We start from the raw sequence: 12,594 nt of genomic DNA, 5'->3' as shown, positions 1-12,594 counted from the left end.
TATGGTTCAGGCTTGGTATGCATGGTCTATTTAATCGCGAACATGGAGCCGAAGTTAAAGCATTGGAACCAAACGTCGTAGCTAGAAAAGCCAATTTTAGCGAAACGCTCTTTATGTTCTTTCTTTGAATCTGGGCGCATTACGTTTTCTATCGCGCTACGCTTTTGGCTGATTTCTAGTTCGCTATAACCATTCGCACGTTTAAAGTCGTGGTGAAGGTCAATTAACAGTTCGTTCGACACTTCATCTTCGAAGACGAACTTCTCCGATAGAATCAAAATGCCGCCTGGACGCAGGCCTGCGTAAATTTTCTCGAGCAAGGAGTAACGATCTTCTGGAGAGAGGAATTGCAAAGTGAAGTTCAACACCACCACTGACGCGTTTTCAATTTCGATATTGCGAATGTCTGCTTCTACTACATCCACAGGAGTGTCACTGCGGTAAGCGTTGACGTGAAGTTTACAACGCTCAACCATCGCAGGAGAGTTGTCCACTGCGATGATTTGGCAACCTTCTTGTTTGATATGGCGACGCATAGACAATGTTGCAGCACCCAAAGAACAGCCAAGGTCATAGATGTTTGAGTGAGGTTTTACAAAACGCTCTGCCAGCATACCGATTGCAGAAATGATATTGCTGTAACCCGGTACCGATCGTTGAATCATGTCAGGAAATACTTCTGCTACGCGTTCATCGAACGTGAAATCCCCAATTTTATCGATTGGAGCCGAAAAAATAGTATCTGGATTGCTCTTAGGGTTCATAACTAAGTCTCTGCATACAAGCCGCCTGAAAATGTCAGGCACCAAAAAAGGCGCGTATTTTATGGGAATTTCGCGCCTCTGTCATGTGTTGCGTTAGAACATCTGTAACTGCGAGTTACCATCGTCAGCTGGGAAAGGCGCTAACTCAGGGAGCGTGATACGCTTTTGTATGTCTTTATATAGGTTTGCAGCCAACTCTGGCGCAATTATATTGTCTGCAGTATGGATCATGACATATGGCTGCTTACCTTCGGCAATCCATTGTGGCAACTTGCTGAGCCATGGTTTAAAAAACTCGTAGTTTTGCTGTTCTTCTGGATGACCAATAAAGCGAATCAAAGGATGTGAAGCGGTAGCAATGGCGTGAACAGGGACTCGTGGTTTTTTCATTTGTGCATCAATAATCGCCTCATTGTCGGGCTTAGCGGCAAAGACTGGGCGGCTATCCATAATAATGCGGTCAATATTATTCTCTACTAACCATTGGTTAAGTGCTCGCTCTTCTTCGCCTTTGGAGAAAAATGCCATATGGCGAACCTCAACACCGAGAGGGAAGTTAGGTGGAAAGCTCGCACAGAACTTTTTCAGTCGAACAAGGTGTTCAGGACCAAATGCGGCTGGCAATTGAATTGTCCATTGGCCCACACGGTCATGCAAAGGCTCCATGACTTTCATGAAGTCTCTCAGTTGTTCGCTGCAACCTCTTAGCATTTGCTCATGAGTGATGGCTTTAGGAAGTTTGAAAGTAAAGCGAAAATCATCGTGGGTTGCGGCTCTCCAGTTTTGCACTGTATTGAGCGTCGGTGTGGCATAAAATGTCGTGTTGCCTTCCACGGTATGAAACACTTGCGCATACCTTTCTAAACGTTCAGCGGGCTTTGTCCCGCTGCCGTAAAAACTTTGTTGCCATTGATTGTGCGACCACATCGTCAATCCAAGTCGAAGAGGTAAGTTATCCATTATTCTTTACTGCTTGCTACTCGTGTGAATACTTTACGAGAGTTTTGCTGAAATAGGTAATTTCACGCTATAATCCTCCCCAATTTTTTCGCTTTGGTGCGCTTTTGAACATTTGTTGTACTAAAAAGCACCAGTGAATGATAAAACACACGTAATTGTATGTTGAGTAGTCGATTTTCGTGGACATTCAGCGTATAACTGAATCTTTACTCTGCTTAGCAATGAGGCTGACAGAGCGTAGTTAACAACATTTGAGAGATTGGGAATTTCATTATGCGTACCCATTACTGTGGTCACCTGAACAAGTCCCTTGCAGGACAAACTGTAGAACTTTGCGGCTGGGTTAACCGTCGTCGTGATTTAGGCGGTCTTATTTTTATTGATATGCGAGATCGCGAAGGTATCGTTCAGGTAGTTGTTGATCCAGATATGGCGGATGCGTATGAAGTGGCGAACACACTTCGTAATGAATTCTGTATCAAACTAACGGGTGAAGTGCGCGTTCGCCCAGAGAGCCAAGCAAACAAAGACATGGCAACAGGTGAAGTTGAGATCCTTGCGAAAGGTCTTGAAATCATCAACCGTTCTGATGTTCTGCCTCTAGACTTCAACCAAAAGAACTCTGAAGAGCAGCGCCTGAAGTACCGTTACCTAGATCTACGTCGTCCAGAAATGAGCGACCGCATCAAGCTACGAGCTAAAGCGTCTAGCTTTGTTCGTCGTTTCCTAGATGACAACGGCTTCCTAGACATTGAAACACCAGTCCTAACAAAAGCGACACCAGAAGGCGCTCGTGACTACCTAGTACCTAGCCGTGTTCACAAAGGCAGCTTCTACGCGCTTCCTCAGTCTCCACAGCTATTCAAACAGCTTCTAATGATGTCTGGTTTTGACCGTTACTACCAAATCGTTAAGTGTTTCCGTGATGAAGACTTGCGTGCTGACCGTCAACCAGAATTCACTCAGATCGATATCGAAACGTCATTCATGACGGCTGACCAAGTTCGTGCAACGACTGAGAAAATGGTTCGTGAAATGTGGCAAGAGCTACTAAACGTTGACCTAGGTGAATTCCCAGTAATGCCGTTCAGCGAAGCGATTCGTCGTTTCGGTTCTGACAAGCCAGACCTACGTAACCCACTGGAACTAGTAGACGTTGCTGACCTAGTGAAAGATGTTGAGTTCAAAGTATTCTCAGGTCCAGCAAACGACGAAAAAGGCCGCGTTGCCGTTATTCGCGTTCCAGGTGGTGCATCTTTGACTCGTAAGCAAATTGATGGCTACGGTGAATTCGTTGGCATCTACGGTGCGAAAGGTCTAGCTTGGATGAAGGTTAACGACCGTGCAGCGGGCATGGAAGGTATCCAATCTCCAGTCGCTAAGTTCCTAAATGAAGACGTGATCAACGGCATTCTAGATCGTACTCAAGCGGAATCTGGTGACATTATCCTATTTGGCGCTGATAAAGCGGGCATCGTTGCAGAAGCAATGGGTGCGCTACGTTTGAAACTAGGTAAAGACCTAGAGCTAACGGATGAGTCTGCATGGGCTCCACTATGGGTTGTTGACTTCCCAATGTTCGAAGAAGATGACGAAGGCAACCTACACGCGATGCACCACCCATTCACATCGCCTCTAGGTGTGACTGCAGAAGAGCTAAAAGCAAACCCTGTTGCGGCAAATTCTAACGCTTACGATATGGTTCTAAATGGCTACGAAGTGGGCGGCGGCTCTGTTCGTATCCACAACGCAGATATGCAAGAAGCCGTATTTGATATTCTAGGCATCACACCTGAAGAGCAACAGCTTAAGTTCGGCTTCCTGCTTGATGCGCTGAAATTCGGTACGCCTCCACATGCTGGTCTTGCATTTGGTCTAGACCGTCTAGTAATGCTGCTATGTGGTACAGAGAACATCCGTGATGTTATCGCGTTCCCTAAAACAACAGCAGCTGCGTGTCTACTAACAGACGCACCAAGTATTGCGAACCCAGCAGCGCTAGAAGAGCTAGCAATCGCAGTAACTGCAGCGAAAGAAAAAGACGCAGAATAAGCGCACAACATTTGAAGAAAACTCCCGCAACTGCGGGAGTTTTTGTTTAAATAAACCCAAGAAACTTCCAAAGCAATTTCCCAAGCAACGCTTTTAGAACATGTTTTGTTATTAAGCGTCAAAATACATTAAAAGGTGAATTATGGCTGGTCATAGTAAATGGGCGAATATTCGTCACCGTAAAGCAGCGCAAGATGCGAAGCGCGGCAAAATCTTTACTAAATTAATCCGTGAAATCGTTGTTGCGGCAAAAGAGGGGGGCGGTGAGCCAGAAAATAACCCACGTTTGCGAGCAGCAATTGATAAAGCACTGTCTAACAACATGACACGTGACACTGTCAACCGCGCTGTCAGCCGAGGTGCTGGTGGTGAAGGCGACGACAACATGGAAACCGTGATCTATGAAGGTTATGGCCCAGGTGGTACGGCGGTCATGGTCGAATGTATGACGGATAACCGAAATCGTACGGTATCTGGCGTACGCCATGCATTCTCAAAGTCAGGCGGTAATCTGGGGACGGATGGTAGCGTCAACTATCTTTTCGACAAGAAAGGCGTGATTTCATATGGCCCAGGTTTAGATGAGGATGCGGTAATGGAAGTAGCATTAGAAAGTGGTGCTGATGACATTGAAACGGCAGAAGATGGCTCGATTGATGTCTACACGGCCCCAGGCGATTTTGGACTCGTAAAAGATGCTCTTGATGCCGCAGGGTTTGAGGCAGAGAACGCGGAGGTGTCGCTGATCCCATCTACGAAAGCAGATTTGGACGCGGATACTGCGCCAAAACTACTTCGTTTGATTGACGCTTTGGAAGATCTGGACGACGTTCAAGAGGTTTATCACAATGGTGATATCTCTGACGACGTTGCGGCTACGCTAGATTAAACTCAAGGTGTCGGGAGCGGTATTTGCTCCGAAGTTAGCAAGTAATAATAAAAAGACTGAGGCCGAATTAGGCCTCATTTTTAGGAACATTCATGTCAATTATTTTGGGCATTGACCCAGGTTCGCGCATTACCGGCTATGGGGTCATTCGTCAAAATGGACGCCACTTGCAATACCTTGGTAGTGGCTGCATTCGTACTTCAGAAAAAGAACTTCCGGGTCGGCTTAAACAGATTTATGCAGGCGTCACGGAAATCATTACCCAGTTTCAACCGGACGTTTTCGCGATCGAGCAAGTGTTTATGGCCAAAAACGCGGATTCAGCGCTAAAACTTGGCCAAGCTCGTGGCAGTGCAATTGTTGCTGCGGTGAATGCGGAGTTGCCGGTATTTGAATATGCGGCTCGTCTTATTAAGCAAGCTGTCGTCGGCACTGGTGGCGCGGACAAAGCGCAAGTTCAGCATATGGTTCAGCAGATGCTTAAATTGCCCGCCAAGCCTCAAGCGGATGCAGCCGATGCTTTAGGTGTGGCGATTTGTCATGCCAATACTAACAAGACTCTCGTTGCGTTAGCGGGCAAAGCAACCAGTGCCAGAAAAGGGCGCTACCGTTAAAATTAACTGGATGTCTATCCAGTTCTTTATTATCCTGTCGCAAATTCATTTCCAAAGAGTATTTATAGTGATTGGACGTCTTCGTGGCATACTGATTGAAAAGCAACCACCTGAAGTATTAATTGAAGTTAATGGCATTGGCTATGAAGTCCAGATGCCAATGAGCTGTTTTTACGAACTGCCAAATGTTGGCGAAGAAGCCATTATTTATACTCACTTTGTTGTCCGTGAAGATGCGCAATTGCTATACGGTTTCAACACGGTAAAAGAACGAGCACTTTTCCGTGAAGTGATCAAAGCCAATGGCGTTGGTCCTAAACTCGGTCTTGGTATTCTCTCTGGTATGACAGCAACGCAATTTGTTACTTGTGTGGAACATGAAGACGTTTCTACGCTGGTTAAGCTTCCAGGCGTTGGCAAGAAAACCGCAGAGCGATTGGTTGTTGAAATGAAAGACCGCTTGAAAGGGTGGGGCGCTGGCGATCTATTTACACCATTTACGGATGCTGCTCCTGCGGATTCTAGTGCGACATCCAACAACGCGGAAGAAGAAGCAATCAGTGCGCTTCTAGCTCTAGGTTACAAGCCGACTCAAGCGTCGAAAGTGGTATCTCAGATCGCTAAACCGGACATGAGCAGTGAGCAAATGATCCGTGAAGCTCTAAAATCAATGGTGTAACGCTGGTTGCACAGTGAACATTTGTTCAAGATAACTCATTCTCTAAGGTTAATGCCAATCGCTTAACGATGTTTTTTTGTGTCATTTCAGCGAGCCTGGCGAGACTGGGAATCTAATAGCAGCACGCTGAGCGGTTAATGAAACAATTTGACCATAAATCGCTCGGGTAGAAGATCCTGTATCACGCTCCTTCGTCGCTGTACAGGATGACGAGATATAGAAATATGCCACTTGCTGTTAAACGAGCGGCATTATTCTCTCAGGTAACCATTTTTCAAGGTAAAAAGATGATTGAAGCCGATCGTTTAATCGCGCCAGAAAACCCTGCCTTTCGTGATGAAGATGTCATTGATCGTGCTATTCGGCCAAAAAAATTAGCGGATTACCAAGGTCAGGACCATGTCCGTGACCAAATGGAGATCTTCATTAAAGCTGCTCAGTTACGTAGCGAAGCACTTGATCACCTTTTGATTTTTGGTCCCCCAGGTTTGGGTAAAACCACACTTGCGAATATCGTTGCCAATGAAATGGAAGTGAACATTCGCACTACTTCAGGCCCTGTACTTGAGAAAGCAGGCGATTTGGCCGCGCTGTTAACCAACCTTGAAGAAAACGATGTGTTGTTCATCGATGAGATTCACCGCTTGAGTCCGATGGTTGAAGAGGTGCTATATCCGGCGATGGAAGATTATCAACTGGATATTATGATCGGTGAAGGTCCGGCCGCTCGTTCTATTAAGATCGATTTACCACCATTTACGTTAATTGGTGCGACGACCCGAGCGGGCTCTTTAACGTCACCATTGCGCGACCGCTTTGGTATTACTCAGCGCCTTGAGTTTTATAAGATAAAAGACCTCCAAGATATCGTGCAGCGAAGCGCGGATTGTTTAGGTTTATCAATGGAACCTGAAGGTGCATTGGAAGTGGCAAGACGTGCGCGTGGCACACCACGTATTGCTAACCGTTTGCTACGCCGTGTTCGTGATTATGCGGAAGTAAAAGGCAATGGTCACATTTGTGCCGATGTTGCTGATAAGGCGTTGAATATGCTTGATGTGGACGCCGAAGGCTTCGATTACATGGACCGTAAGCTACTACTCGCGATTATGGAAAAATTTGGTGGTGGTCCGGTCGGGCTCGACAACATGGCAGCGGCGATAGGTGAAGAAAAGGACACTATTGAAGACGTTCTTGAGCCTTATCTTATTCAGCAAGGTTATTTACAACGCACTCCGCGTGGAAGAATCGCGACAGATCGTGCGTATTTGCATTTCGGAATTGAAAAATAAGATTCCCTCGCTGGGCCTTTGTTGCCCAGCGCTTCATTAAAGTTGACCAAACTCACATTTTTTGAATTTTTTCTCATACTGGTTTAGTAAGTAAAAAGCATTGATTGTTAACTCGATGTTTGCTTGCAACTGGTTAATTTCTCTCCTGATTACTCTCTCTTAACATCCGTATCCAATACTGGTTGATCTAGATCAATGTGATGGATTTTTGTGCAAATTCCGCGCATAAACATTGATGTATATCAAAGCGCGTTACGGCTATAAACCTTTTGAAACAATCTGTTTTTACAAGTAATATTAGTCCCAGCTATATTAGCTGATGCTTAACAATTAACTAACCAATGAAGCACATTTTTGCAACAATGAGTTGTGATAATTCAACATTTTTCAAGTGTAAATAACACCTGAATATGGATTGCAATATGTAGAGAGTGTCATTCAGCCGACACATAGGAGTTACCATGATTGACGTAGTTGATCTATCGCGGTTGCAGTTTGCACTGACAGCGATGTATCACTTCCTATTCGTACCATTGACCCTTGGTATGGCCTTCCTTCTGGCCATTATGGAATCGATGTACGTAATGACGAACAAGCAAATCTATAAGGACATGACCAAGTTCTGGGGTAAGCTATTCGGTATTAACTTTGCACTTGGTGTGGCGACAGGCCTTACCATGGAGTTCCAGTTTGGTACGAACTGGTCTTATTACTCCCACTATGTAGGTGATATCTTCGGTGCACCGCTAGCGATCGAAGCACTTGTCGCATTCTTCCTGGAGTCAACTTTTGTTGGTCTATTCTTCTTCGGGTGGGATCGTCTATCTAAACGCCAACACTTAGCGGTTACCTGGCTTGTGGCACTAGGCTCTAACTTCTCTGCTCTTTGGATTCTTATCGCAAACGGTTGGATGCAAAACCCAGTAGGCGCAGATTTCAACTTCGAAACCATGCGAATGGAAATGGTGAGCTTCTCTGAGGTTGTACTAAACCCAGTTGCTCAGGTTAAGTTCGTGCATACGGTTGCTTCTGGTTACACTTGTGGCGCAATGTTTATTCTAGGCATCAGTTCATACTACCTATTAAAAGGTCGTGACATTGCGTTTGCTCGTCGTTCGTTTGCTATTGCTGCTTCTTTCGGTATTGCAGCTATCTTATCTACCATCGTTCTTGGTGACGAATCTGGCTACGAGCTTGGTGAAGTTCAAAAAGTGAAACTCGCTGCAATTGAAGCAGAGTGGCACACTGAACCTGCACCTGCCGCATTTACGTTATTTGGTGTTCCTAACCAGGAAACGATGCATACCGATTACGCAATTAAGATCCCTTACGTAATGGGTATTATCGCGACACGCTCTTTTGATGAGCAAGTAACAGGTCTTCGTGATTTACGTGATGAACACGTCGATCGTATTCGTGACGGCATGTACGCTTATGAACTTCTAGAGAAGCTTCGCGCGGGCGACAAGTCAGAAGAAAACATGACTGCGTTTGATGAAGTGAAAGGTGACCTAGGTTACGGTCTACTTCTAAAACGCTACACAGACAATGTTGTTGATGCAACAGAAGAGCAAATCCAAGCTGCTGCGGACGACTCAATCCCAACAGTATGGCCGCTATTCTGGTCATTCCGTATCATGGTTGCTTGTGGCTTCATCATGTTGTTTGTCTTTGGTGCGGCGTTTATCCAAACGTGTCGTCAGAAGATTGAACAGAAACAATGGATTCTAAAAGCTGCACTATTTAGCATTCCACTACCTTGGATTGCAATTGAAGCGGGTTGGTTCGTCGCTGAGTACGGCCGTCAGCCTTGGGCTGTAGGTGAAATTCTACCAGTGCATGTTGCAGCTTCTGCGCTGACTGCAGGTGAAATCTGGACTTCACTCTTCGCAATTCTGGCGCTATACACGGTATTCCTGATTGCAGAAGTTTACCTAATGTTGAAATTCGCTCGTAAAGGCCCAAGTAGCCTGAAAACGGGTCGCTACCACTTCGAGCAAAATGCTGACTCTGTTGAAGACAAAGTTAGTCGCCAAGTAGAAGCGTAAGGTAAGGAGATAACAAGATGTTTGATTACGAAATCTTGCGACTCATCTGGTGGGTACTAATCGGTGTTCTACTAGTTGGTTTTGCAGTAACAGACGGCTTCGATATGGGTGTAGGCGCGCTTGTACCTATCATCGGTAAAAACGACACGCAACGCCGTGTCATGATTAACTCAATTGCTCCTCACTGGGATGGTAACCAAGTTTGGCTTATCACTGCTGGTGGTGCACTGTTCGCAGCTTGGCCTTTGGTTTACGCAACGTCATTTTCAGGCTTCTACTTAGCGATGATTTTGACACTAGCAGCGCTATGGCTTCGTCCTCTGGGTCTAGACTACCGCTCTAAAATCGAAGAACCAAAATGGCGCAATACCTGGGATATCTGTATCTCAATCAGTGGTTTTGTTCCGCCAATCATCTTTGGTGTGGCGTTTGGTAACCTTCTACAAGGTGTACCATTCCAATTGAGTGAGTTCTTGATGCCAACATACCATGGCTCATTCTTTGGTCTACTAAATCCATTTGCACTGTTGTGTGGTCTAGTAAGCTTGTTCATGATTTTGATGCAAGGTTCTACTTGGCTACAAATGAAAACAACAGGCGAAGTGCATGTGCGTGCGCGCAACGTTGCTCAGTTGGCTGGTTTACTGACGGTTGCTGCGTTTGTAGCGGCTGGTTTCTGGATCCAAAATATCGATGGCTACGTCATTGTTGGCGGTATCGACACTAACGCTGCTTCTAACCCTCTAAAGAAAGAGGTTATCCGTGAAGCTGGTGCGTGGATGAAGAACTTTGAAAACTACCCACTACTATGGGCTGCTCCTGTATTAGGTGTTGCAATGCCGCTTCTCGCTGTATTGGCATCTCGTCTTGAAAAATGTGCGATTTCGTTCATTACTTCAAGCTTGGGTGTTGCTGGTGTTATCTTTACTGCAGGTTTTGCGATGTTCCCATTCATCATGCCTTCAGACTTAATGCCAAGCCACAGCTTAACAATGTGGGATGCAACGTCATCTGAGCTGACTCTGAACCTAATGACAGGCGTTGCGTTTGTTATGGTGCCAATCATCCTTGGTTACACATCTTGGACTTACTACAAGATGTTTGGTCGCCTTGATGACCAGTACATTGAAGACAACAAAAACTCACTTTACTAAGGGGCATTTACTATGTGGTATTTCGCATGGATTCTAGGTGTACTACTTGCTTGTGCATTCGGTATCATCAACGCTCTTTGGCTAGAGCACTCAGAAATGATGGATAAAGACAGTGAGTAACCTCGCTGATAAGGTAGCGAAACTTCACGCACCAATGGATAAGACTCTGCTACGAGTCTTATCTCTCATCCTTGGCTTTATGCACGTAGGATTGGTGATGTGGGACCCTGAAGCTTACCATCAAGCAATTGGTGGTTTTAACTCAATCGTCGCACCAGCACTGATTTGGTCTGTATGTTCAAGCATGGTGTATGGGGTGGGCTTCAAGCCAAGAAACTGGTACTGGCAAGTTTTGTTTAGTCCTTATTTCTCGTTAGCTATCTTAATTTATCTAACGGCACTTTATTTCATTTAGGCTGAAATATGCTGTAATAAAGTCGGTTACTAAATCATCGAATAAAAGCTAGGTATCTCGCCTAGCTTTTATTTTTTCTACAAATTTCAAAAATATTTCCTTAGCTCGGTACCAATTGCTGTCGCTTCAGTTATAGTAATTACTTTAAAGAATTGAATATATTGGTACTCCCTTGCAAGGCACATCAAATCTCTTTCACTGGCCGATCACCGTGTACTATGAAGACACTGATGCGGGCGGTGTTGTATATCATTCTAATTATCTAAAATTCTTTGAGCGCGCACGGACAGAGATGTTACGTGCTAAAGGCATTTCTCAACATGTGTTACTGGAACAAAATATCGGCTTTGTTGTCCGACACATGGATATCGATTTCAACCAAGGGGCTAGGCTGGACGAGCATCTGACAGTCGTAACCCGAGTGTCAGAAATAAAACGTGCTTCTCTGCAATTCTGTCAAGAGTTGGTCAATGATCAAGGCAAGATATTGTGCAAGGCCTCGGTTAAGGTAGCATGTATCGATAATAAGAAAATGAAACCAATAGCTATTCCAACCTTTATAAATTCGGAGCTAACAAATAGTGACTGCTGATATTTCCATTTTAGATCTCTTTCTTCAGGCCAGTCTGTTGGTAAAGCTTGTGATGCTGACGTTGCTTGGCATGTCAATTGTGTCATGGGCAATGATCATCAAGCGCAGCAAAGTGCTTTCTCAAGCATCAAAAAATGCAGAGCAGTTTGAAGACAAATTTTGGTCGGGTACTGATCTTTCTCAGCTTTACCAAAAAGTAAAAGCGCGTAAAGACGAAATTGAAGGCACAGAAGAAATCTTCTACGCAGGTTTTACAGAGTTTGCTCGCCTACGTAAGAGCAACGCAAATTCACCAGCTTACATCATGGAAGGCACTGGCCGCGCAATGCGCGTTGCTGTTTCTCGTGAAGTAGATGAGCTAGAAACAAGCTTACCGTTTTTGGCAACAGTCGGTTCTATAAGCCCTTATATCGGCCTATTTGGTACCGTTTGGGGCATCATGCACGCCTTTATTGCGCTGGGTGAAGTAAAGCAAGCTACGTTGTCTATGGTTGCACCGGGTATCGCCGAGGCACTTATCGCGACAGCGATGGGGCTATTTGCGGCTATTCCGGCAGTAATGGCGTACAACCGCCTAAGCAATAAAGTGAGTAAACTAGAGCACACTTACGCAACATTTTCTGAAGAATTCCACAGCATCCTTCATCGTCAAGCGATGGCTGGCCGAGACAGCGCGGATAAGGAATAAAGCATGGCGGGTTATCAACCTAAAAAGCGAAAAATGACAGCGGAGATCAACGTTGTTCCGTATATCGACGTAATGCTCGTACTGTTGATCATTTTTATGGCGACCGCTCCATTTGTGACTCAAGGCGTCGACGTTGATCTTCCGAAAACATCGACCGCAGAATCTATGCAAGACCTTGCTGGCGAGACTGACAGTAGCTTTATTATCATCGAAATTGATAGCGAGGGTAATTTAGGCCTAAGCGTAAATGATGAAGAAGTTCAACGAGGTTTGTCGTTGCAAGATGTTATTGTGCGAGTGAAAGCGGAGCGAGAGGTTAAGCCGGATTCACCAGTTGCGGTAGGTGGCGACGCGGCAACACCATATGCCGATGTTGTTCTATTGCTAGATGAACTAAGTCGAGCTGGTATCCCTAAGGTAGGTCTAATGACCGATATCAGGGAATAG

At 45.3% G+C, this 12,594-nt stretch carries 14 protein-coding genes; 12 read left to right on the top strand and 2 right to left on the bottom strand.

The genetic code is table 11. The annotated features are described in order from the left end of the window. Positions 1–26 precede the first annotated feature (26 nt). Together cmoA and R7E51_RS04120 are read right to left on the bottom strand one after the other, a co-directional pair. A complete protein-coding gene (gene cmoA, locus R7E51_RS04125) occupies positions 27–764 on the bottom strand; it encodes a carboxy-S-adenosyl-L-methionine synthase CmoA (RefSeq protein ID WP_017635063.1) in 738 nt (245 codons plus the stop codon). A gap of 93 nt (positions 765–857) precedes the next feature. Then, positions 858–1,724, bottom strand: a complete 867-nt coding sequence (locus R7E51_RS04120; RefSeq protein WP_053349443.1) for a DUF72 domain-containing protein — start codon at positions 1,722–1,724, stop codon at positions 858–860. Positions 1,725–1,997: 273 nt separating this feature from the next. On the opposite strand from R7E51_RS04120, the gene aspS reads away from it, so the two are divergent. From aspS to R7E51_RS04060, 12 genes are all read left to right on the top strand, one after another. Then, entirely contained in the window at positions 1,998–3,776 is a 1,779-nt protein-coding gene (aspS, locus tag R7E51_RS04115; protein WP_017820040.1) for an aspartate--tRNA ligase, read from the top strand. A 142-nt stretch (positions 3,777–3,918) separates the two neighbouring features. Beyond that, complete coding sequence (locus R7E51_RS04110) at positions 3,919–4,665, top strand: YebC/PmpR family DNA-binding transcriptional regulator (protein WP_005378402.1); 747 nt, start codon at positions 3,919–3,921, stop codon at positions 4,663–4,665. A gap of 92 nt (positions 4,666–4,757) precedes the next feature. After that, positions 4,758–5,279 (top strand): crossover junction endodeoxyribonuclease RuvC, encoded by a 522-nt coding sequence (gene ruvC, locus R7E51_RS04105; RefSeq protein ID WP_005387909.1) that lies wholly within the window; start codon positions 4,758–4,760, stop codon positions 5,277–5,279. A 67-nt stretch (positions 5,280–5,346) separates the two neighbouring features. After that, positions 5,347–5,958, top strand: coding sequence for a Holliday junction branch migration protein RuvA (gene ruvA / locus R7E51_RS04100; protein WP_017820041.1), 612 nt, complete (start codon positions 5,347–5,349; stop codon positions 5,956–5,958). A gap of 287 nt (positions 5,959–6,245) precedes the next feature. Then, on the top strand, positions 6,246–7,250 hold the full coding sequence (ruvB, locus tag R7E51_RS04095; RefSeq protein ID WP_005378312.1) for a Holliday junction branch migration DNA helicase RuvB: 1,005 nt from the start codon (positions 6,246–6,248) through the stop codon (positions 7,248–7,250). A gap of 461 nt (positions 7,251–7,711) precedes the next feature. After that, a complete protein-coding gene (cydA, locus tag R7E51_RS04090; RefSeq protein WP_005378311.1) occupies positions 7,712–9,298 on the top strand; it encodes a cytochrome ubiquinol oxidase subunit I in 1,587 nt (528 codons plus the stop codon). Between the two features lie 17 nt (positions 9,299–9,315). Continuing rightward, positions 9,316–10,452: a cytochrome d ubiquinol oxidase subunit II gene (cydB, locus tag R7E51_RS04085; protein WP_206957390.1), complete on the top strand. Its 1,137-nt coding sequence runs from the start codon at positions 9,316–9,318 to the stop codon at positions 10,450–10,452. A 12-nt stretch (positions 10,453–10,464) separates the two neighbouring features. After that, entirely contained in the window at positions 10,465–10,572 is a 108-nt protein-coding gene (gene cydX, locus R7E51_RS04080; RefSeq protein WP_000270284.1) for a cytochrome bd-I oxidase subunit CydX, read from the top strand. After that, positions 10,565–10,867 carry a cyd operon protein YbgE gene (gene ybgE / locus R7E51_RS04075; protein ID WP_017820043.1) on the top strand — a complete coding sequence of 101 codons (303 nt, stop codon included), beginning with the start codon at positions 10,565–10,567 and terminating at the stop codon, positions 10,865–10,867. Before cydX ends, ybgE begins: the two co-directional genes overlap by 8 nt. 172 nt (positions 10,868–11,039) lie before the next feature. Beyond that, the gene (gene ybgC, locus R7E51_RS04070) at positions 11,040–11,459 is read left to right on the top strand and encodes a tol-pal system-associated acyl-CoA thioesterase (RefSeq protein ID WP_017820044.1); all 420 of its coding nucleotides are present in this window, start codon (positions 11,040–11,042) and stop codon (positions 11,457–11,459) included. Continuing rightward, positions 11,449–12,147, top strand: a complete 699-nt coding sequence (gene tolQ / locus R7E51_RS04065) for a protein TolQ (RefSeq protein WP_005378301.1) — start codon at positions 11,449–11,451, stop codon at positions 12,145–12,147. Before ybgC ends, tolQ begins: the two co-directional genes overlap by 11 nt. A gap of 3 nt (positions 12,148–12,150) precedes the next feature. Next, positions 12,151–12,594, top strand: coding sequence for an ExbD/TolR family protein (locus tag R7E51_RS04060; RefSeq protein WP_005378298.1), 444 nt, complete (start codon positions 12,151–12,153; stop codon positions 12,592–12,594).

It is taken from the genome of Vibrio sp. Vb1166, from assembly GCF_033338695.1.
In the GTDB taxonomy this organism is placed as follows: domain Bacteria; phylum Pseudomonadota; class Gammaproteobacteria; order Enterobacterales; family Vibrionaceae; genus Vibrio; species Vibrio alginolyticus.
The sequence above is the reverse complement of the archived record's forward strand: the minus strand, read 5'-3'. Positions and strand labels throughout refer to the sequence as shown.

Excerpts from the sequence above, each read along its gene's own strand:
- R7E51_RS04060 (WP_005378298.1), top strand. The coding sequence starts at position 12,151 with ATGGCGGGTTATCAACCTAAAAAGCGAAAAATGACAGCGGAGATCAAC.
- R7E51_RS04110 (WP_005378402.1), top strand. The coding sequence starts at position 3,919 with ATGGCTGGTCATAGTAAATGGGCGAATATTCGTCACCGTAAAGCAGCG.
- cydX (WP_000270284.1), top strand. The coding sequence starts at position 10,465 with ATGTGGTATTTCGCATGGATTCTAGGTGTACTACTTGCTTGTGCATTC.
- R7E51_RS04120 (WP_053349443.1), bottom strand. The coding sequence starts at position 1,724 with ATGGATAACTTACCTCTTCGACTTGGATTGACGATGTGGTCGCACAAT.
- cydB (WP_206957390.1), top strand. The coding sequence starts at position 9,316 with ATGTTTGATTACGAAATCTTGCGACTCATCTGGTGGGTACTAATCGGT.
- ruvB (WP_005378312.1), top strand. The coding sequence starts at position 6,246 with ATGATTGAAGCCGATCGTTTAATCGCGCCAGAAAACCCTGCCTTTCGT.
- aspS (WP_017820040.1), top strand. The coding sequence starts at position 1,998 with ATGCGTACCCATTACTGTGGTCACCTGAACAAGTCCCTTGCAGGACAA.
- ruvC (WP_005387909.1), top strand. The coding sequence starts at position 4,758 with ATGTCAATTATTTTGGGCATTGACCCAGGTTCGCGCATTACCGGCTAT.
- cydA (WP_005378311.1), top strand. The coding sequence starts at position 7,712 with ATGATTGACGTAGTTGATCTATCGCGGTTGCAGTTTGCACTGACAGCG.
- cmoA (WP_017635063.1), bottom strand. The coding sequence starts at position 764 with ATGAACCCTAAGAGCAATCCAGATACTATTTTTTCGGCTCCAATCGAT.